The organism is Kitasatospora sp. NPDC029367, from assembly GCF_055569135.1.
In genome coordinates, this window is sequence record NZ_JBVHYH010000026.1 from 45,929 (window position 1) to 66,298 (window position 20,370).

Sequence of the window (20,370 nt, forward strand, 5' to 3'; positions counted from 1 at the left end):
TGGCCGGGCCGAAGACCCCTCCCCGCACCGCGGGAACCGACCCCTCCCACCCCGTCCCCTGCAAGGAGCCCGACCTCATGGACCACACCCACGACGCCGTCGAACAGCGGATCGCCCGCCAGGTCCGGCGCATGCTGGACCTGCCCGACACCCTGGCCGACCGGGAGCTCGCCCGGGCCGACCTCTTCGACCTGGGGCTGACCTCGAAGAGCGCCCTGGGACTCACGGCATGGCTGGAGACGGAGTTCGGCCTGGTCATCAGCCTGCGCGACGTCTTCGCCGATCCGTATGTCGAAACGCTCGCCGAACTGGTCGCCAATGCGCCGGCACCGGAAATCGCCGAGGCCGCCCCGGCCATTAATTCGGTGGGATCCGGGGTAGCTTGACAGCTTTCTTGACTAGCTGGTATCTTTATGCTTCGAATCTCAGGCGAATGCGGGGGCTGCACGGTCAGGGAAGGCGTGGGCGGTCATCATGCAGGCGAAACCAGGGTGCTTATCAGCGAGCCCGGCGCCGCTTCGGACCGACTCGTCGACCGGCGCATCATCCCCTGAACCACCGGTGGCCGGTGGCCCGTTCACCCCATCGGGCGTTCGGGGGCCCGTCACTGCGGCGGTCCCGGCGCGAACCGCCGCCGCTCGAACCGCCACCCGCCGAAACGGCCCGGCCCCCGGAATGCCAAGCCACTGCCGCCGCCCGTTTCCCGGGAATCCGACCCGGATTCGCGAAAAGAATCCACAATTCTTCCACGACCTGCCTTCGCAGTGCTCGGAGCCGAGGAGTGAATCGTGAACGACAAAGACCTGGGCGTACGCGTGGCGCGGCTGCGGCGGGCCGCCCGCATGTCCCAGGCCGAACTCGCCGGCCCCAAGCTTTCACCGAGTTACGTCTCGTTGCTCGAAGCCGGCAAGCGGACGCCCTCCGCCGACGTCGTGCAGTACCTGGCCGGCCGGCTGAACTGCGAGGTCGCCGACCTGGTCGGCGTCACCGAGTCCCGGGCCGAGGAGATCGACCTCGCGCTCAAGTACGCCGAGATGACGGCGCTCAACGGCGAGCCGGAAGCCGCCCTGGCCGAGTACGAGCGCATCCAGGACACCATCGACCGCGACGACCAGCCGGCCCTCTGGCTCGCCGCCGAGACCGGGATCGCGCAGTCACTCGAACGGGTCGGGCGCCTGGAGGAGGCCGCCGCACGGTACGAGGGACTGCGGACGGCCTCGGAACGGTCCCGTGACTTCGTCACCGGGCTTCCCGTCACCGTCGCGCTCTGCCGCTGCTACCGCGAGCTGGGCGACCTCTCCCACGCGATCACCATCGCCGAGGAGGCGGTGACGGAGATCGAGCGGCTGAACCTCGCGCCCACCCGCCCGGGGATCGAACTGCTGTCGACGCTGGTCGGCCTGCACTGCGAGCGCGGCGACCTGCACCGGGCGAGCTACCTGGCCGCCCGGGCGATCGAGAAGGCCGGCCAGGTCTCCGACCGGAAGGCGCTCGGCGCCGCGCTGTGGAACGCCAGCGTCGCGATGCACCGCAACGGCCGGACGGCGGACGCGGTGGAACTCATCGAGCAGGCCCTGGCGATCTACTCGGAGGGTGACGACACCCGGGCGCTGGCCCGGCTGCGCAACGCCTACGCCGCGGTCCTGCTGGAGTTCGAGGAGCCGGACATCGCGCTGGCCGAGGGCCTGTTGACGCAGAGCGCGAGCGCGCTGTCCGACGTGGGCAGCGACATCGACCTCGCCTACTGCGAGACCGCGATGGCCCGGGTGAAGCTGCGCAGCGGCGATCCGGCGGCCTCCGTCGAACACGCCGAGAAGGCGCTCGGCCTGCTCGGTCCGCTGCACCGGTTGCAGAGCGCGAGGACTCTCCTGGTGCTGGCCGCCGCCCGGCTCTCCCAGGGCGACCAGGTCGCGGCCCGGGAGGCGTACGAGCGCAGCGCGCTGATGCTGGAGGCCTCGTCAGCGGGTCGGCAGGCGGCCGCCGCCTGGTCCGAGCTGGCCGAGATCCTGGAGGCCGCCGGGCAGCCGGAGCGCGCGATCTGGGCGTACCGACAGGGCATGCGGTGCCTGGGCCAGCACGGCCGGATCCTCCCGGCCGGGAGCCTGCTGCCCCGGGCCTGACCGGCCGACGACCGCTGACCCGCGACCGCTGCCCACCACCCGCTGGCCACCCGCTGGAACCGCCACCGCAGGGGCGGACCGTCCTCCGACGGTCCGCCCCTGCGGCTTTTCCCATCCCCGGACGTCAGTCCGTGCGTCCGCCGCCGCTCAGCAGCAGAGCGGAATGTCGGCGACGCCGGCGGCGGAGACGACGGTGCCCGCCGCCGGGTGCGTCCCGGCCGCCTCGGCCGGCACCACCGTCACCGCCACGAAGGCCGCAATCACCAGAAGAACAGTCGAAAGAGCCTTGCGCACGATCTTTTCCCCACTTGCAAAATGAAAGAATTTCCACCAGCCGGATTTAGCTTGGGGTGATATTGACAGCACTCGACAAGAGCTGTCAAGAGTCTGGGTCAAGCGGTGATTGGTTCTGCTTTCGGTCTGCTTGTCCTGTTTTGCCACCCCGGTCGCGACGGATGATTGGGTGATCTGTGCAGGTCGGTGGCGTTTTGGGTGTGCGGCGAGAGAAAACTTGACAGCTAGTCATGTAGTTAGTCAGCATTGTCAATAAAGTAGTCACAAGGTGGGGGTGGGATGTCGGCGAGCGAGTCGGAGACGCCGTGGGTGGCTCAGTCCCTGATGCACGGGCTGGCCCGGCGCGGGTATCGCCGCGCCGTTCCGCGGGCGACGCCGCCGCTCCGCCGTGGCGGCGCCCCGTTCGACACTCCGTCCGCGCCCGACTGGCCGGAGCACCTGCTCTCCGCAGTGCCCCGGCAGGGAGGCGGCGCGGCCACCCTCGCCTGGTGCTTCGACACCAGCCGGATCGACGCCCTGCCGATCGCCTCGCCCCCGTCCGCGCAGCGCGTCGTCGGTGCGGTCCACACGGAGGGACGGTCGCGGGCGTGGCGCCTCGACGAGGTGCTCGGTGCGCTGGAGGAATGCGGCGTGGACCGCGGCTCGCTCGCCGCCGGGATCCTGCCGGGCCCGCCGGACGAGGGCGGCGCCGAGCCGCTACCGGGCGCCCTGAGCGAAGTCGGCATCCGCGAGCGAGCCGTCGTCGACCGGCTGCCGCCGGGGACGCCGCGGCGGCTGGGCGCCCGGTCGGGGCCCTGCTTCACCCTGGAATCCCCGGTCGGGCCGGGCTGTTCCGCGCACTGCCGGCCCGGCTGCTCCTGCGGCCGCTACGTACTGCTCGGCTATGGCCGCTTCGGCGCTGGGCGGTCCGGCGCTGGGCGGTCCGGTGACGAGGAGTCCGGGCGGGGGCGGTCCGCCGCACGGCCGGGACGCGCGGTCTTCGAAGCGGTGCTGCTGGAGCCCGCGGTCGGCTGCGTCCTGGCCGGCGTCCGGTCGTCGCTCCAACTCCCGGCGCTGCGGCCCCTGGTGGACGGCATCGACGGCGCCTTCCCGGAGCTGTCCGCGGGACCGCGCGGTCGGGCCGCCGTCGAGGTCGTCGCCGACCATCTCTGCACGGTGGCGCTGCTCCTCGGCGGCGGCATCGCTCCCGGGCCGCGCGGTGCCTCCCACGTCGTGCGCCGACTCGTCCGACGCGCGGCCACCGAGGTCCTGCTGGCCGGCGGCCGCCCCGAGGGCCTGGTCACCGCCGCCGCGCTCGCGGACGCCGCGGTCCGCGCCCCGCTCGGGCTCGCTCCGCTCCCGGCCGACGCGCTGGCCCTGGTCCACCGCGAGGTCGTGGCCCTGCGGGCCGGTCTGGCGACCGGCCGGCGCTGGTTCCTCCGGCGCGCCTCGGACACCCGGCCGGACGACCTGCCGCAGCTGGTGTGGCGCGCCCGACGTGAACGGGGCGTGCCGATCGCCATCCTGCTCGCCTGGTGCGAGGAGCGTTCGCTCCCCGTCCCGCTCTCCCGCCTCGCCGCCCTCGACCCGCCCCACCCGCCCCACCCGCTGGGCACGTCGCACGGCGTTCGGCTCAGCCTCGCGACTGGGACGAACGGGATGTCATCCGGCTAGGGTCGATGCCATGCGTCTCAGCACAGTGATCCTCCCCATCCACCGGTGGGCCGAGGGGCAGAAGATCTGGCGGCAGGCCGAGGAACTCGGATCTGATCGACTCGATCGGTGACCGCAGTGCGTCAGAAAGGGCTCATCTCGTCCAGGACGCGCTGAGCAAGCTCGGTGATCGCCTTCACCTTCGGGACATCGTTGGCCACGTCCTGGGCTTCGATCTCGGGTGCGTCCAGATCCGCGTACTCCGCCTGGTTCCGACGTCGGCGCATGCGGTCGAAGGGCCTGAGAGTCGCCCCAAGAGGTGGATCGAGCTGTGCACTGACCGCTTCCAGGACCGCGATGTGCCCCCTCGGCTGGTCGGTCGCAACCCCTGGTTCTCCAAGACCGCGACCAGCGCCTTCCGCGCTGCGTCGTACAGCAGTTGGTAGGCGCCGATCGCATCGAAGGAAGCGACCGCCTCTGCTGCCTTGAGGTGGTTCGACGCTTGGGCCAGCAGGTTGTCGGCCTGCTCCCGGCTCGCGGGTACGCGCTCCAGTTCCTTGCGCGCCAACATGCTTTCGACTGCGGCGCGGCCCTGCTGCCACTTCATCCCTTGTGCTTCCTTTCGAACGCTTCGAGCTGAACCGTCGGCCGACTTCTGACGCCCGTGAGGAACGGGTCCGTGCCCGGCTCGTGCCAGCGGGCCGACGAGATCCGGTGAACGTTGACGTCTCGGTCGAGCAGACGTTCCGCCTTGCGTGCAGCCTCGTACAGCTCGTCCTCGTCGGGGGTACCCACCACAAGGACATCGACGTCGTTGGGTACCCCGCCGCCCTCCCCGGTGTAACGGGCGGCCCAGGAGCCGTAGATGTGGGCTTCCTCTACGCCGGCGAGCGGTAGCAGCAGATCTCCGAGCACGGCGATCGGACCGTAGGTGAGGGCGAACAGCTCGGTCAGTGGGCCTGCCAGCCGCCCGGTGGCGTTGGCCCGCAGCAGCCGGAGGTTTCCGAGCCGTCGCTCTGTGATCAGTTCGGCCTCAACCAGCCGGTCCGCCTCGCGGCTGGCGGTTGCGGTCGAGACCCCGAAGCGTGCGGCAATGTCGGCAAGTGAGGTCTCTTCCTGCGGATGCAGATACAGCCAGGCCAGCATCTCCCCCTGGAACGGGGTGCGCAGGAGCGGCAGCAGTGCCGGCGGAGGAGTTTGCATAAGCCGCACAGCATCTTGCACCTTATGCAAATAGCCCCTGATGAGTCACTAATTCATCCCTACGAGTGATCGGAGGCCACGCGCCGTGCTCTGGTGAACTTCTGCCGTCCGGTGCCGGCGGCGAGTTCGCTGAGGCGCTCGCCGATCACGGAAACGCCCGGGCGGAGCTCCTGCTCGTAGTACCAGGGCTTGCGCCGGCGCAGCAGCTCCTCGCCGTGCTCGTCCCAGGTGAATCCGGGCTTCCGCAGCAGCTTCCGGAACACCTCGTCGACGGTCTCCGGGTGGGCGGCGGCCAGGCGGCGGAGCGGCAGCGGTGCAATCGACTCCTCGCGCAGGTACACGCGCAGCAGGTCCTGGTGCTGCCTGCGGCCAGGGAGGGCCGGATCGGCGAAGAGGTCCCGCAGCATCCCGTAGTCCGGGTAGAAGTTGAGCCCGTCCACTTCGTCGTAGATGACGCCGACCGTGTCCGATTCGGCGAGCCCTCGCGGCAGTTCGAAGGCCGGGAAGGCCAGGCCGGGGAGCCGCCTGCCCCGGGCCCGGTCGGGATGCTCGGCGACGGCGGCCTCCTGCCGGTGCCGGTAGTAGGCGTTGAGCCGGTCCTCGACTTCGGCAGGGGGAAGGGCCAGTTCGTCGCTGCCACAGAACTCGACGAACGCGGCCCGGTCCTCCCGCATCGACTCCCATCCCTGCTCGATCTTCTCGGGGTTGCGGAAGACCAGTTCAGGTTGGCTGGTGGCCAGTTGGAGTGCCGCCCGGGCGATCTCGGTGACGCTGGACTTCGGGTAGGACGACATCGCCCCGGAGATCAGCCACGCCCCGTCCGCCGAGTGCACGGGCACCACGCAGGCGAGGAGGAAGCCTCCCTTGGACACTCCGCGGAAGGCCGCCCGCCCGACGTTCGAGTAGGTGCGGTACTCCAGGTCGTCGACCAGGTTCAGCAGAACGACGGCGTCCCCGTCCTTGCGCCGGATCTCGAAGACGCCCTCGACCGGGTCACGCCAGCCGAGCAGCATCTCCCGATCTGCCTCGGTCAAGCCCCGTCGTCCGGCCACGAACCGGTCCACCACGGTAGAACCGTCCGGCAAGCGGTACCGCAGAATGAAGTTGTCGACGATCCGGATCGCATCGCCTTCCCCCAACTGCCGCTGAGGCCCGGCGGCCTCCAGGAGGAGGGGCGTCAACCACCGGTCGAACCGCGCGCTCTGGGCGAAGGCGACGAGTTCGCCCTTCAGTTCGGAACTTCGCTCGATCAGGCGCCGCAACGACGCCTCGTCCTCGCTCCGTACAGCGACAGTCATGAGAGCTCTCTCGGTCTTGAAGGTTCCGACGCTCACTGCGCCCAGTAATGGCGATATGCCTCGACCCACTCCGCTCCGTCCGGCGCCAGGTCCGGCAACGGAAGATCCAGGAGTCCGATCGCCTGCCGGAATCCACCGCGGGTGCACAGGGCGACGACTCTTCCGTCCCGCGAGAGGTCGACGCCGCTCACGGTCACCTCGACGCCCAGCACCGAGGTGCTGAACGGCACCGCCAGGTTCTCCTCGACGGCGGCGAACAGAGCCGACACCTCCTCGTGCTCGTCGTAGGTGTCGACCGTCGCCTCCTCGACCAGCGCGGCCAGTTCTCGCCTGCTCATCGTGCCCACGGCGCCACGCTAGCCGATCTCCCCTTTACCGTTGCGCGAGCGGTCCGAAGGTCCGCCGAAATGCGCGCGTATCGTCGTTGCATGCGCTTGAGTACCGTTATCCTCCCCATCCACCGGTGGGCCGAGGGGCAGAAGATCTGGCGGCGGGCCGAGGACCTCGGATTCCACGCTGCGTACACCTACGACCACCTCTCCTGGCGGTCCTTCCGGGACGAGCCGTGGTTCGGGTCGATCCCGACGCTGACAGCCGCCGCGACCGCTACCGAGCGCCTGCGGCTCGGCACGCTCGTAACCTCGCCGAACTTTCGCCACCCTGTGACGCTGGCGAAGGAGTTGATCACGCTGGACGACGTGTCCGGCGGGCGGATCACGCTGGGGATCGGGGCCGGCGGGGTCGGGTTCGACGCGACGGCGATGGGGCAGGAGGCGTGGTCGCCGAAGGAGCGGGCGGACCGGTTCGGCGAGTTCCTGCCGCTGCTGGACGAGCTGCTGCGCGAGGACGCCACCACCCGCGAGGGCACGTACTACTCGGCGGTCGAGGCGCGGAACATCCCCGGCTGCGTGCAGACCCCGCGGGTCCCGTTCTACGTGGCCGCCGCCGGCCCGCGCGGGATGCGGCTGGCGGCCGAGTACGGACAAGGCTGGGTGACGTACGGGGACCCGAAGGGCCCGGCGGACGTGCCGGTCGAGCAGGCCCCCGCCGTCATCACGCAGCAGATCGGAAAGCTGACGGCGGCCTGCGAGGCGACCGGCCGCGACGTCGCCACGCTGGAGAAGATGCTGCTCCAGGGCTCGACCGCGGAGAAGCCGCTCCAGTCGCTGGACGCCTTCGTGGACTTCGCCGGCACCTACCAGGAGCTGGGCATCACCGAGCTGGTGATCCACTGGCCCGTCCCGGACTCGATCTTCGCCAACGACCTCGCCGTCTTCGAGAAGATCGCCACCGAGGGCCTCGCCCAGCTCCGCTGAGTCGGACCGCCCTCCCCGTGGTTCGCGCCGCCGACCCACGTGGAGCAATCCGTCCGCCAGTGGCCGACAGGTCACTGGCGGACCGGCATCGAGACCCACGTGACGGTGGGAGGCGGTCAGGGGTGGGGGCGGGTGCGTTGGGCCGGGAAGGCCGGGGCCTGGTCCGGGGTGCGGCGGGCGAGCTCGGCGAGGGTGTGGAACAGCACTTCGCCGAGCAGCACCGGCTCGCGGGAGGCGGCGGGGGGATCCGGGGAAGGGAGGGTCGGGGGCGGCTCGTCACGGAGCTGGCGAGTGGGCATGGCTCTTCCTGCCGACGGGGTGACCAGGGGGTTCCTGCCCGTCGGCCCGCCGCGACACCCCGGGCGGGGGCGGATCGGCCGGAAAGCGGCGCAGGAAGGGCCGGAACCCGTCCTTACGGTCAGGGCCACCGGGGCCGGCGGCGGTGGCCCCGCGGCGGTGACCGGGCGGCGGCGATGGGCGAAGATGGACCGGTGACCGAACCCCGCACCGCTCCCCGCCTCATCGCCACCGACCTGGACGGCACCCTGCTGTGCTCCGGCGGTACCGTCAGCGATCGCACCGCCGCGGCCCTGGCGGCGGCCGAGGCGGCCGGGGTGCAGGTGGTGTTCGTGACCGGCCGGCCGCCGCGCTGGATGCAGCAGGTGAGCCCGCACATCGGCGGTCACGGGGTGGCGATCTGCTCCAACGGCGGCGCGATCGTGGACGTACGGCGCGGCGGCGAGCTGATCGAGTACTTCCCCATCTCGGCGCCGACCTCGCTGGCCGTGGTCGAGGCGCTGCGGGCCAAGCTGCCCGGCACCGCCTTCGCCTTCGAGTACGCGGACGGCTGGGCCCGGGAGCCCGGGTACGAGGTGCTGATGTGGGGCGACGACGAGGTGCGGGCGGTCGGCCCGGCCGAGGAACTGCTGGCGGACGGCGGCCCGGTGCGGGGCCTGTTCAAGCTGCTGGCCAAGCACCCCGACCTCGACCCGGACACCTTCCTCGCCGAGGCCCGGACGGCCGCCGGGCACCTGGCGGAGATCACCCGCTCCGCGCCGATCTCCCTGCTGGAGATCAGCGCGCCCGGCATCACCAAGGCCAGCACGCTGGCCCGTTGGTGCGCCGAGCACGGCATCGACCGGGCCGAGGTGGTGGCCTTCGGCGACATGCCGAACGACCTGGAGATGCTGGCCTGGGCCGGCACCGCGTACGCCGTCGCCAACGCGCACCCGCAGGTGCTGGCGGCGGTGCCGCTGCACACGGTGAGCAACGAGGAGGACGGCGTCGCGGCGGTGCTGGAGCGGCTGATCGCCGACTCCGGCCGGTAACTGACCTATCCGAAGCGGCCGTTGACGTAGTCGGAGGTCCGCTGGTCGCGCGGGCTGCCGAAGAGCTGCTCGGTCGGCCCGGCCTCGACGATCCGGCCCGGGGTGTCGTGGGTGGCGAGGAAGAACGCGCAGCGCTGGGAGACCCGCTGGGCCTGCTGCATGTTGTGGGTGACGATCACGATGGTGAGCCGCCCGCGCAGTTCGGCGATGGTCTCCTCGACCCGGCGGGTGGAGGTCGGGTCGAGCGCGGAGCACGGCTCGTCCATCAGCAGGATGTCCGGCGAGACGGCCAACGACCGTGCGATGCACAGGCGTTGCTGCTGGCCGCCGGAGAGGGAGCCGCCGGGGGCGTGCAGCCGGGTGGCCACCTCGTCCCACAGTCCGGCGCGGCGCAGGCTGGTCTCCACCAGGTCCCGGCGCTCCTCCTTGGAGACCTTGATCCCGGCCAGCTTGAGCCCGCTGGAGACGTTGTCCTGGATGGACATCGCCGGGAACGGGTTGGGCCGCTGGAACACCATGCCGATCCGGCGCCGCACCTCGGCGGGGCGCCGGCCGGGCCGGTAGACGTCGTCCCCGTCCAGCAGCACCTCGCCGGCCAGGGCGGCGCCGCGCACCATCTCGTGCATCCGGTTGAGGATCCGCAGGTAGGTGGACTTGCCGCAGCCGGACGGGCCGATCAGCGCGGTGACCTCGCCGGCCGGCATCGCCAGGGAGACCCGCTCCAGCACCTTGCGGCTGCCGAACCAGGCGGAGACATCCCGGGTCTCCAGCCCGGCGAGCACCCCGCCGGGGCCCTGGGCCGGGCCGACCAAAGGGGCCGGGACCGGCGGGAGGGTGAGGGTGTCGGCGGCCGGGTCGACCGCCGCGTCGTGCGGCTGGTGCGTGCTGTCGGCGATGTCGGCGGTGTCGGTCATCGGTACGTCCTCCGGGCGCGCGTCAGTAGAGGTTGGGCAGCAGGGCGGCGGCGTTCTCGTAGACCGCCCAGAGCAGGGCGCCGACCACCGGCGCGGCGCTCAGGTAGGCGGTCGAGCGGCGCCAGTACCGGGCCAGCAGCAGCGCCCCGGTCGCCGCGCAGAGCAGTGCGAGCGACCAGAGCTGGAGCGTGGCCAGCGCGCCCTTGTCCGCGGCCAGCGCCTTGTCGTAGGCGACGGTGGCGGAGCGGCCGCCGGGGTTCTGCTGCGGATCGCCCTCCAGCCGGGCGCCGACCATCACGGTGGAGCCGGGGATCCAGTCGGAGTCACCGGTGACCAGGACCAGCCGGTTGCGGGCCGGGTCGGTGATCGGGTGGTCGCCGTCGCCGTACACGTTGACCACGTAGGTGAACTTGCCCTGCCCGGTGGTGGTTTCGATCCGGTCGCCGACCCGCAGCCCGGCCAGCCGGGCGAACGGCGCGCCGAAGGTCGCGCCGCGCCCGAACAGCACCGCCACCCCGCTCTGGCCGGGCAGTGCAGTGTCCCGGCGGTGGCCGGGGCCGCGCATCAGGTCCCGGCCGGTGGTGCCCTCGACCACCACGGCCTGGTGCAGGCCGATCGCCGGGATGTCCACCAGCGCCACCGGGTCGCCGTCGGCGGCCGCGCCGGTCGGGGCGACGGCCCGGGCCAGCTGGTCCTGGAAGGTCTTGTACGCCGTCGACTGGTAGTGCCGCTCCTGGACGTGCGAGAGCGTGAACAGGAAGCCGACGAAGCCCAGCACCAGCGCGGCCGCCAGACTGGCCGCCCAGGCGCCCTGGAGGAAGCGGCGCCGGGCGGGGGTGACGGCGGCGGGCCGGGCCGGGGGCGCCCCGACCGCGGGCGGCGGCAGGACGAGCGGCTTCTCCAGGACCGGTGCCGTCACGAGGCACCGCCCGAGCCCTTGCGCCGGCGCAGCAGCCGGCGGCCGAGCAGCGGCGGGACGAGGACGACGGCGAGCAGCTCGACGGCGGTCAGCGAGGACAGCGTCCAGTCCTCGGGCCGGCCGCTCACCTCGACCACGTTGGCCGCGACCTCGGTGGCGCCGCCCCGGCCGCGCGCGACCACCTGGCCGGTCTGCGGGTCGACCACGTCGGCGGAGCCGTCGCCCGCGGCGGGGTCGCCGACCGCGGCGGCGTTCGGGTCGCCGCCCGCGGCCGCGGCGCCGCCGGTGCCGGCCGCGTCACCGCTGCCACCGGTGCCGCCGTTCCCGCCGGTGCCGTGGCCGGAGCCGCCCGTTCCACCGGAGCCGCCGGCCGCGCCGCCGGTGCCACCGGAACCGCCGGAACCACCGGAGCCGCCCGAACCGGCCTTGACCGCCTGGCCGTTCTGGACGGTGCAGTCCAGCGGGGCGCCCTGCTTGTCGCAGGGGCTCGGCTGCGGGGCGTTCTTGAGGACGGTCAGCTCACCGGCCGAGTTGAAGGTCGGGTTGGCGCAGTTGGCCAGGGTGTCCGGGTTGACCGGGCTGGCGTTGCCGGGGATCGACTTGGTCTGCAGCAGCCCGCCCTTGACCAGGCCGCGCGGGATCGGCGAGTAGCCGAGGCCGTCGGCCTCGCCCTGGCCCTCGCAGAGCACGTAGGCGAGGAAGCGGCTGAGCGCGGCGCCCTTGTCGTTGTTGAACCGGCCCGGCGGGGGCAGCGCGGCGCCGGCCCGCGGCACGATCACGTAGCTGTAGCTGGAGATCGGGTACGAGCGCGGGTCGTCCATGGTGTAGACGCCGTCGAGGTTCTGCTGGAGGTAGTTCGGGTCGGACGCCGGGGTGTCGTCGTCCACGCCGCGGATCTTGGCGGCGGTGAGCGCGATGGCCACATTGGAGGCGGTCGGCAGCGAGTAGTAGCCGGCCTGGTTGAGCACCTTCACGACCGGCCAGTTGCTGCGCTTGGCGAAGGCGTACTCGTCGTAGCCGATGGTGCCCAGGCCGGCCGCGGCCTTGATGTAGCCGGCGACGACGTCGGAGCCGTTCTGGGCGACCATCCGGCCGGACGGCGGGAAGAACTCGGTGTAGTCACCGCAGGTGGTGCCGTTGACCGAGGAGCAGTAGGCGTCCCACTGGTCCTTGTGGGTGTGCTCCATCCAGCGGGTGAACTGCGCGGTGGCGCCGGAGCCGTCCGAGCGGACCACCGGGGTGATCGGCAGGTTGGGCAGCGGCTTGCCGTAGTCGGCGGTGATCTTCTGGTCGTTCCAGTTGGTGATCTTGTTGGTGAAGATGTCCACGATGGTCTGCGGGGACAGCCGCAGGTCGCGGACCTGCTTGCCGCCGACCACCAGGTTGTACATGAAGGTCGTGCCGCCCGCGGTGATCGGCACGTACGAGAAGCCGTAGACCGGGTTCTCCCTGGTGCCCTGACCGCTGGTGCGGGCACCGGAGTTGAGGCCGGTGTCCTCGGTGCTGCGGAACGGCACGTCCGAGGCGGTGAAGTCGTCCTGCCCGTTGCTCCAGGCGGTCCGGCCGGCCGCCGACCCCACCGGGTTGAAGCTGATCTGGATGCCCTGCGGCCCGACGTCCTGGCGCCACTGGTCGATGGCCGGGCCGGCCCAGCTGGAGCCGTCGGCACTCAGCGCGACCGAGGCGGCGAAGGCCGGTGCGGCCTGCCCGAACAACAGGGTGCCCGCGGCGAGCAGCAGCGCGGACAGGCACGCCAGGACACGGGCCACGGAGCGCCTTGCGGCCTCCCATGACATGAGAACTCCTCTGGTACGGAGGGTGGTCGGACGGTTCATCAGCTGTTCCCGGGCAGTGCGACGGGAGGGTGGGCAGCGGGCGGTTGGGCCACGGGCAGTTGGACGACGGGCGGTTGGACGACGAGCGGTTGGGCCCCGGCCCGGGCGGCCCGGGCGGCGCTCTCGGACCGCCGCGCCTCCCGGTCGATCCGGCGCCGCTGACCACGGGTCAGCTCACCGGGGCGACGGCCGCCGAGCACCCGCGCCGTGACGAAGAGGACCAGCACCAGCGCCATCAGGGTCAGCCCCGCCGCGAAGGCCCGGGCGACCATCTCGGGGTAGGGCTGCTTGACGTAGTTCCAGACGTACAGGGGCAGCGACACCTGGTGCTCGTGGAACGGGTCGGCGTTGAACTGCGGGGTGAAGCCCGAGGTCAGCAGCACCGGCGAGGTCTCCCCGATGCCGCGCGCCACCCCGAGCACGACCGCCGTGACCAGACCGGGCCGGGCGGTCGGCAGGACGACGTTCCACACCGTCCGCCACTGGCTGCCGCCCAGCGCGTACGAGGCCTCGCGCAGGGTGCCGGGCACCAGCCGGATGACCACCTCGGCGGCCCGGGTGACGATCGGCATCATCATCACCGTGAGGGCGAGCGAGGCCGCGAAGCCGCTCTTGTCGAAGCCGAGCGTCAGGATCACGATGCCGAGCACGAACAGGCCGGCGACGATCGACGGCAGTGCCGTCATCGCCTCCACCAGGGTCCGCACCGGCTTGGCCATCCGGCCGCCGACCTCGGACATGAAGATCGCCGCGGCGATGCCCAGCGGTACGGCGAACAGGGTGGCCAGGCCGACCTGTTCGAGCGAGCCGACGATCGCGTTCAGCGCGCCGCCGGAGGTGATCGGGGAGAGCGCGGCGGTGCGCTCCATCGACTCGGTGAAGAAGTTGAGGTGCTGGGCGGCCTCGAAGCCGCGCACCGCCAGGTAGCCGACCTGGTCGACGATGAGCGCCAGCACCAGCAGGCCGGCGCTCCACGCCACCACGGAGACCAGGCGCTCGCGCACCAGCAACGGGCCCCACTGGAGCCGGCCGAGCGTGAAGTAGGCGGCCAGGAAGAGCAGGTACCAGCAGACCAGGAAGCCGAAGGCGCCGCTGAACGGCAGCACCCGCTCGTACAGCGTCCAGTTCAGGGCCAGCGAGCCGATCGACGAGCCGGCCACGGTGAACACGTCCTCGCGGGTGGCGCCGCCGAGCTTCACCCGCTTCTCCGGGCGCGGCTCCACCGGACCGGCCGCGGGCGCGGCGGGCCCGGCAACGGCGGGCCCCGGGACGGCGGGCCCCGGCGCGGCGGCGGCCGGAGGCAGGTCGAGCGTGGTCATCGGGTCGTTCCCTTCGACAGGGTCTCGGCCGGGGGCCCGGCGGGGGTCGCAGCCCGGGGTGCGGCAGGCGTCGCCGCCTGGAGTGCGGCAGGGGTCTCAGCGGGACCGGTCATGTCCGTGCGCCGCCTCAGTCCGCGGTCGAGGCCCCGGAGCGGGACCGGTTGATCACGAAGCCGGCCGCCACGTTGACCAGCAGGGTCAGCGCGAACAGCACCAGGCCGGCCGCCATCAGCGCGGAGAGCGAGAGCGCGTCCGACTCGCCGAAGCGCAGCGCGATGAGCGCCGAGATCGAGTTGGCGCCGTTCTCCAGGATGTGGCTGATGGCCTTGAAGTTCGGGGAGATGATCAGCGCGACCGCGATCGTCTCGCCCATCGCCCGGCCGAAGCCCAGCATGACCGCGCCGATCACGCCGCCACGGCCGAACGGCAGCACCACCGTGCGCACCATCCCCCACCGGGTCGAGCCGAGCGCGTAGGCGCCCTCCCGCTCGCCCTGCGGGGCCTGGGAGAAGACCTCCCGGCTGAGCGAGGTGACGATCGGGATGATCATCAGCGAGACGACGACGCCCGCGATGAACGTGGAAGAGGTGTAGGAGGTCCCGATGTCGCCGGTGCGCACCTTGAGGAAGGGGATCGTGTCCCCGAGGTGGTTGGAGAGCCAGCGGCTGAAACCGATGATCCGCGGCTGGAGGAAGAACAGCCCCCACAGGCCGTAGATGATGCTCGGGATCGCCGCCATCAGGTCGATCAGCGAGACCAGCGAGGCGCGCAGCCGGACCGGCGCGTACTCGGAGATGAAGATCGCCGTCGAGAGCGCCACCGGGACGGCGATGACCAGGGCGATCACGGCGATCAGCAGGCCGTTCGGCAGGACGGCGGCGATGCCGAAGGTGTGCGCGGCGGTCTGCCACTTCTGCTCGGTCAGGAAGGACCAGCCCACGGCGCGCAGCGCGTCCGAGCCGCGCAGCAGCAGGAAGAACGCGATCAGGCCCATGATCGCGAACACCGAGAGCCCGGCCACCCGCAGTACCCCGCGGAACACCCGGTCGCCGGGGGTCGCGGGGGCGGTGATGGTGCGCGGAACGTCGGTGTCGGCTCCGCGGTCGGGTCTGCCCGGGGCCCCGGCGGACGAGGCCGCGGGCTCGGCGGCGGCTGTCATGCTCTGCTCTCCGTGCTCGGGTGCGGATGGCCGGGCGACGCCCGGACTGGACGGTGGCGCGACGTGGCTGTAGTGACTGTGGTGGCGCCCGGCGGCGCGAAGTCGTTGCGGGGAGGGCCAGTTGGCCACGGTTCCGGTGCGTACCCATTCGGCCATCCGGAGGTGTCCACCCCGGGTCGGACGCGTGTACGAGGCCCCAACGAGCCAGTTCCGTGCCGGAGTTGACCCCCCCAAGGTGGCCGGATCCGTTCCGGCCACCCTGGGCGGCGACGATCAACGCGGGGCGCGACGGCGGCTGGTGGGACGACGGCTGGAGCGACGGCCGCTGGAGCGCGCCCCGGCCGTCAGGGCCGACGGCGAAGCCGCGACCAGCCGCTCCGCAGCCCCGCCAGCGTCCGCTCCCCGGCCGGTGTCCCGCCCAGGATCAGCGCCGCCGGCCCGCCGACCAGCAGCACCAGGCCGCCGATCAGCGCGATCGGAAGCAGCAGGCGGGCGGTGCCGGAGCGGTCCGCCGCCGGCGTCCCGGCCGCGACGGGCGCGGCGCTCAGCGACTTGCCGGGCGTGCTCGGCGAGGCGCCCGGGGTCTTGCCCCCGGCGGCGGCCGCGGCCGCGGCGGTGCCCCCGGTGGTCGCGGCGCCCTCCCCGAGGCCGCCGGTCGAGGCCCCACCGAGGCCGCCACCGCTCGTGCCGTTGTCGGTTCCGGCGCTGACCGGGGTGGTGCCGCCCGCCGAGCCCGAGCCCGGGCCCTCCGCCGGGGTTCCCCCACCGGTGCCCCCGTCGCCGGGGGTGACGGCCGGCGGGTTCGGCGGCGCGGCCTGGTTGCCGGGCAGCTTGGCGTCCTGCGCCTCCACGTGGGTGGCGGCGTCGGCCGCCTGGGCCCGCTGGGCGCTGGTGAGCGCCAGGAAGCCCGGCGCCAGGTGGCCCGGCTCGGTGCCGTAGACCTGGCCGCTGGTCGTGGTGGTCCGCAGGAAGGTGGTGATCGCGGCGGCCTTGCCGGCCGGGACGCCCTGGGTCGGCACCATCGCGTACTGCACGGTGGTCAGCGGGTAGGCCCGCTGGTCGCGGGAGTACGCCGTGTCGGCGATTCCGTACGGCAGCGACTGCACGCCCGTCGAGGCGTCGACGGTCATGTCGGCGACGGCGGCCTGGAAGCCGGTGGTCCCCGGGGAGACGAAGGCGCCGGCCGGGTTGAGCAACTGGGCCTCGGGGAGGGAGTAGGCCTTGGCCTGGCCGGTGTCCATGATCGCGATCAGCATCCGCTGCCCGACGTCCACCGGCGCGCACTGGTCGTGCCCGCCGGTGCCGTTGAGGCCCGGGTTGACGCAGGTCGCCTTGTTCTGGAGGAACCCTCGCGCGACCTGGCCCAGTCCGCTGGTGACCGGGTTCCACTCGTACTGCATCAGGTGCTGGTAGGCGTCGACCTTGCTGCCGACGATCCCGGAGGAGTCCTGCCGGGAGAAGGAGTCGACCGGGTAGCCGGAGAAGGCCGGCCGGAGGTAGTAGGTGTTCACGTGCATGCCCCACGGGTCGGACTCGCCGTCCAGGAAGCGGGCGGCGTCCGGGTCCGAGGCGATCCACGAGGTCAGCTGGTACGTCAGGTCGGTCGTCCCGCCCACCACGGTCGGGCTGAAGTCGAACATGTCGCAGAACCTGGGCCACTTGAGCCCCGAGGTCGCCGGCAGCTGGTTCAGCTGGAGGAACTCGGGATCCGCGAACAGGCAGGTCGGATTGCCCTTCACCGAGGTGACCACGCCGCCGCGGGGCGCGTAGGACTGGGTGAGCAGCTTGGCCATCAGCCGCGCGTCGAGCTTCATGTCGCGGATCTGCCGGCCGGTGTCCTGGTCGTCCACCGAGAACACCACCGAGATGCCCGAGGTCGCCAGCGGCGCGTACACATAGGGCCGGGCCGGTGGCGAACCGTCCGCCCGTGCGGTCAGCGCCACGTCCGTCGACCCGCCGAGGAAGCGCGAACGGGCCTGCGGCTCACCGCCGGCCGACACGTACCGGACCGCCAGCGGCGAATCGCTCAGGCACAGGCCCGCACGCCACTGCTGCATGGCCCGGTTGAACATCTCCAGGCCCTCCGCGTCGAACGAACCGTTCTGCGACGCACAGGCCTGGGCCACCGGAGCGAAGGACAGCGGGATCACGATGCCGTTCTCCCACGCGCACTGCTCACCGCTCGACATGCCGTTGGCCGCGTAGCTGAACAGCGCCGCGTCGCTCGCGAGCGAACTCGAGCTGTCCAACGAGTGGTTGAGGCAGTCGACGGAGGCCGTCGGGGTGGTCCGGCCGAGGCTGTCGCCGCCGTAGTTCGCCTCCACCACGAGGGAGCACGGGTGGGTGTCGTCGCAGCCGAGCGTCGGGGCCTGGGCCTGGGTGTAGAGCTCGATGTTCGCGGCACCGGTGCCGTCCGCACCGGTCGGTGCGATCGCCATGTTGCTCGGGAAGTCGGGCGCGGTGCTCGACCCGGGCGGCAGGGTCTGTTGGAAGCCCGCCTTCGCGTCACCGCCGTACAGCGAGCTGTTGTAGCAGTCGGTCACCTTCGGAGTGGTGCCGCGGCACTCGTAGATCCGCACGGGGTAGAGGTACTTGGCCTCGCCGACCCGCGCCAGGGTGACCTGTTGGCCGCTGGTGGTCCTGGTGGGGGTGAAGCCGCTCCAGGAGACCTGCACCACCTGGTTGACCAGGTTCTTCGTCTGCGAGACCGTGATCTTGCCGGCCCTGCCGCGCGTCCCGGTCACCGGGTCGAGCACCTTGGGCCCCGGTACGGTCACGGTGGAGGACTCCGCCACCGCCTGCGGTCCGGCGCCCAGGCCGATCGGCACCACGCCCAGCGCCACCACCACCGACCACACCAGCGCGATCGCCGGAAGTCGGCGGCGCCATCTCCCCGGATCCCTCCGGTCGGGCAATCGGATTCTCATGGCGGGCACCTCCGTGCGGATCCGCGCCGCCCAGCACGCGGCGCAAGGTGGGATCGGGCATGCCGACGGCCGGGCACCCCCAGTACCCACCCATTCGGCCAGCCGGACGTGTCCGGATCCGGTCGACAGGATGTACGAGAACACAACGCGGCTCCGCTGGAACGGAGTTGGGCGCTCCCCTTGCACAGGAGCGGGCCCGCGCCGAGGAGCGGGCCCGCTGGGCACCCGGGATCACCGGGGGCGTCCGGGATCACCGAGATCGTCCGGCATCACCGGGGGCGTCCGGGTCGTCCGGCGAGGAGCCGGATCAGCTGCCGGGGGTGTAGGTCAGCGTGAAGGAGCCGAGCGACTGGCCGCCCGTGAAGTACGTGGTGCCCAGCGCGCCGTCGAGGTACTGGGCGCCGGCCGCGTCCAGCTGCAGGTCGGACGCCGAGAGCGTCTGGGTGGTGCCGGTGCGGCCGACCTGGGTGTCGCCCAGCGGGTCCAGCAGGGCCACCGGCGCGGTGGCGCCGTTCGGGACCGCCGAGACGTGCCAGTCACGGACCTTGAAGCCGAGCTGCTTGAAGGTGACGGTCTTGCCGTTGGTCAGGTTGACGAAGAGCAGTCCGCCGCCGAGCTGCACCTGGCCGGAGAACGACGGGATGTTGGCGACGCCGCCCGTCACCGGGAAGGTACTGGTCACGACGTTGTTCGTGACGTCCGCCGTGGCCGGCGTCAACGGGACGACGGCGATGCCGCCGAGCAGGCTCTTGGCCAGGAACTGCTGGTCGACCGTGACCACGGCGCTGCCGGTGGGCGCGGTGGTGGTGGCCGTGGTGTCGGCCGCGGCCACACCGCAGAATCCGGTGATCGCGAGGACCACGGCGGTCCCGGTGGCGGCGAGACGGACGCCGGTTCTTGCCATGTCGAACTCCCTGGGAGAGGTGGGACGGTGCGGTGGTGACCGGTGGTCAAGCGACGGGCACGCCGCCGGCTCCTGACGACCGACGGCCGACGGCCACGGGCGGCGGGCCCGTGGCCGTCGGATCGTGCGGGGTGTGATCAGGAGTGGATGGTGCTGCCGCAGGCACCGGCGTTGAGCGGCAGGAAGCCGAAGCTCTTGAGGTCCGCCTTCGCGGTGGCGTTGGTGCAGACCCAGCCGGTGGTGCCGAAGATGTTGCGCAGCGCGGCGCCGTGGGCGTCGGTCGCCTTCCACTCCGCGTCACGGACCACGTTGTAGACGGTGCGGGCGTAGGAGGTGGCGGCGAAGTCGCTGCTGATCACCTTGTTGGTGGTGTCGACCGGCGCGGTGTTGTCGATGCTGCGGACGGTCAGCGGGCCCTGGACGTCGGAGCCGCTGCCCCGGCCGTAGTACACCTGGCCGATGTAGTGGGCGACGGAATAGGGGACCAGCGCGTCGGGGTCGGACAGGGCGGTGTCGCTGCCCTGGTTCTCCTGGACGCCCTCGGTGACGCACGGCTTGATGGTGGTGATGCCGAGCGCGGAGAGGAAGAACGACCGGGTGCCGGAGTTGGCCTGCGGCAGGTAGGGCTTGATGGTGTTGCTGGGCAGGCTGGGGTCGATCTGGTCCCAGGTGGTGATGTTGCAGTTGAAGATGTCCTTGAGGTTCTGCGTCGTCAGGTTGGCCGGCGCGTCGCCGTTGTTCGGCGCGGCCCAGGACACCGCGTCCGTCGCGTAGGCGACGAAGTCGAAGGTGTTCGGGTCGGTCGACTGCGGGCCGCGCGAGGAACGGGCGAAGTCCACGGTCGCGCTGGTGTTGTTCTTGAGGGCCGAGATGCCGGCGCCGGAGCCGTTCGGGCGGGCGATCGAGGTCGCGCCGGTCTTGGTGGTGATCGGCGAGGAACCGGTCGCGTCCCAGCTGTACAGGTGCGGCTGGGTGGAGCCGGCGCCCAGGTGGGCGTTGTAGTCGGTGGAGAACTGGTTCAGCACGGCCTGGGTGGTGTCCGAGCCGACGCCGACGATGTCCTGGGCGGCCGGGGTGACGGTCGGGTCGGCCAGGGCCGAGCCGCTGACGACGGTGACCAGGGAGGTCGCCAGGGCGGCGACGGTGAGCAGCTTGGCAGCGGTCTTACGCATGTTCCTCTTCCTCCGAGGGAGAGACGTCCA

The 20,370-nt window shown here is 71.9% G+C and carries 19 protein-coding genes; 5 read left to right on the forward strand and 14 right to left on the reverse strand.

Features of this window, described 5'->3' with window-relative positions; genetic code table 11:
• The first annotated feature begins 77 nt into the window (after positions 1–77).
• Both ACZ4W5_RS16775 and ACZ4W5_RS16780 read left to right on the forward strand, forming a co-directional pair.
• Positions 78–386, forward strand: coding sequence for an acyl carrier protein (locus tag ACZ4W5_RS16775; protein ID WP_465655188.1), 309 nt, complete (start codon positions 78–80; stop codon positions 384–386).
• Between the two features lie 402 nt (positions 387–788).
• Positions 789–2,120: a helix-turn-helix domain-containing protein gene (locus ACZ4W5_RS16780; RefSeq protein ID WP_465655190.1), complete on the forward strand. Its 1,332-nt coding sequence runs from the start codon at positions 789–791 to the stop codon at positions 2,118–2,120.
• A gap of 147 nt (positions 2,121–2,267) precedes the next feature.
• Here ACZ4W5_RS16780 and ACZ4W5_RS16785 read toward each other — a convergent pair whose 3' ends face one another.
• The gene (locus ACZ4W5_RS16785; RefSeq protein WP_465655192.1) at positions 2,268–2,561 is read right to left on the reverse strand and encodes a hypothetical protein; all 294 of its coding nucleotides are present in this window, start codon (positions 2,559–2,561) and stop codon (positions 2,268–2,270) included.
• A 162-nt stretch (positions 2,562–2,723) separates the two neighbouring features.
• On the opposite strand from ACZ4W5_RS16785, the gene ACZ4W5_RS16790 reads away from it, so the two are divergent.
• Positions 2,724–4,067 (forward strand): hypothetical protein, encoded by a 1,344-nt coding sequence (locus ACZ4W5_RS16790; protein ID WP_465655194.1) that lies wholly within the window; start codon positions 2,724–2,726, stop codon positions 4,065–4,067.
• Between the two features lie 122 nt (positions 4,068–4,189).
• On the opposite strand, the gene ACZ4W5_RS16795 is transcribed toward ACZ4W5_RS16790, so the two are convergent.
• The 4 genes from ACZ4W5_RS16795 to ACZ4W5_RS16810 all read right to left on the reverse strand — a co-directional run bounded on the left by ACZ4W5_RS16795 (position 4,190) and on the right by ACZ4W5_RS16810 (position 6,885).
• Complete coding sequence (locus ACZ4W5_RS16795) at positions 4,190–4,333, reverse strand: hypothetical protein (RefSeq protein ID WP_465655196.1); 144 nt, start codon at positions 4,331–4,333, stop codon at positions 4,190–4,192.
• A 316-nt stretch (positions 4,334–4,649) separates the two neighbouring features.
• A complete protein-coding gene (locus tag ACZ4W5_RS16800; protein ID WP_465655198.1) occupies positions 4,650–5,192 on the reverse strand; it encodes a MarR family transcriptional regulator in 543 nt (180 codons plus the stop codon).
• A gap of 116 nt (positions 5,193–5,308) precedes the next feature.
• Positions 5,309–6,547, reverse strand: a complete 1,239-nt coding sequence (locus tag ACZ4W5_RS16805) for a hypothetical protein (RefSeq protein ID WP_465655200.1) — start codon at positions 6,545–6,547, stop codon at positions 5,309–5,311.
• A 32-nt stretch (positions 6,548–6,579) separates the two neighbouring features.
• Positions 6,580–6,885 carry a hypothetical protein gene (locus ACZ4W5_RS16810; RefSeq protein ID WP_465655202.1) on the reverse strand — a complete coding sequence of 102 codons (306 nt, stop codon included), beginning with the start codon at positions 6,883–6,885 and terminating at the stop codon, positions 6,580–6,582.
• 90 nt (positions 6,886–6,975) lie between these two features.
• Between ACZ4W5_RS16810 and ACZ4W5_RS16815 the strand changes: the two genes are divergently transcribed.
• Complete coding sequence (locus ACZ4W5_RS16815) at positions 6,976–7,863, forward strand: LLM class flavin-dependent oxidoreductase (protein WP_465655204.1); 888 nt, start codon at positions 6,976–6,978, stop codon at positions 7,861–7,863.
• Between the two features lie 116 nt (positions 7,864–7,979).
• On the opposite strand, the gene ACZ4W5_RS16820 is transcribed toward ACZ4W5_RS16815, so the two are convergent.
• Complete coding sequence (locus ACZ4W5_RS16820; protein ID WP_360239464.1) at positions 7,980–8,162, reverse strand: hypothetical protein; 183 nt, start codon at positions 8,160–8,162, stop codon at positions 7,980–7,982.
• A 174-nt stretch (positions 8,163–8,336) separates the two neighbouring features.
• On the opposite strand from ACZ4W5_RS16820, the gene ACZ4W5_RS16825 reads away from it, so the two are divergent.
• The gene (locus ACZ4W5_RS16825) at positions 8,337–9,191 is read left to right on the forward strand and encodes an HAD family hydrolase (protein ID WP_465655205.1); all 855 of its coding nucleotides are present in this window, start codon (positions 8,337–8,339) and stop codon (positions 9,189–9,191) included.
• A 5-nt stretch (positions 9,192–9,196) separates the two neighbouring features.
• On the opposite strand, the gene ACZ4W5_RS16830 is transcribed toward ACZ4W5_RS16825, so the two are convergent.
• The 8 genes from ACZ4W5_RS16830 to ACZ4W5_RS16865 form a co-directional block, all read right to left on the reverse strand.
• Positions 9,197–9,973, reverse strand: a complete 777-nt coding sequence (locus ACZ4W5_RS16830; protein ID WP_360239629.1) for a phosphate ABC transporter ATP-binding protein — start codon at positions 9,971–9,973, stop codon at positions 9,197–9,199.
• 154 nt (positions 9,974–10,127) lie between these two features.
• Positions 10,128–11,024, reverse strand: coding sequence for a sortase (locus tag ACZ4W5_RS16835; RefSeq protein WP_465655207.1), 897 nt, complete (start codon positions 11,022–11,024; stop codon positions 10,128–10,130).
• Complete coding sequence (locus ACZ4W5_RS16840) at positions 11,021–12,793, reverse strand: substrate-binding domain-containing protein (protein ID WP_465655208.1); 1,773 nt, start codon at positions 12,791–12,793, stop codon at positions 11,021–11,023. The genes ACZ4W5_RS16835 and ACZ4W5_RS16840 overlap by 4 nt, the downstream gene beginning before the upstream one ends.
• Positions 12,794–12,858: 65 nt before the next feature.
• Positions 12,859–14,178, reverse strand: a complete 1,320-nt coding sequence (pstA, locus tag ACZ4W5_RS16845) for a phosphate ABC transporter permease PstA (protein WP_465655210.1) — start codon at positions 14,176–14,178, stop codon at positions 12,859–12,861.
• A gap of 127 nt (positions 14,179–14,305) precedes the next feature.
• A complete protein-coding gene (gene pstC / locus ACZ4W5_RS16850; protein WP_465655212.1) occupies positions 14,306–15,337 on the reverse strand; it encodes a phosphate ABC transporter permease subunit PstC in 1,032 nt (343 codons plus the stop codon).
• 344 nt (positions 15,338–15,681) lie between these two features.
• Positions 15,682–18,264: a hypothetical protein gene (locus tag ACZ4W5_RS16855; RefSeq protein WP_465655214.1), complete on the reverse strand. Its 2,583-nt coding sequence runs from the start codon at positions 18,262–18,264 to the stop codon at positions 15,682–15,684.
• A 307-nt stretch (positions 18,265–18,571) separates the two neighbouring features.
• Positions 18,572–19,168: a hypothetical protein gene (locus ACZ4W5_RS16860; RefSeq protein WP_465655216.1), complete on the reverse strand. Its 597-nt coding sequence runs from the start codon at positions 19,166–19,168 to the stop codon at positions 18,572–18,574.
• Positions 19,169–19,305: 137 nt separating this feature from the next.
• Positions 19,306–20,340, reverse strand: a complete 1,035-nt coding sequence (locus ACZ4W5_RS16865; RefSeq protein WP_465655217.1) for a PstS family phosphate ABC transporter substrate-binding protein — start codon at positions 20,338–20,340, stop codon at positions 19,306–19,308.
• Positions 20,341–20,370: the final 30 nt, after the last annotated feature.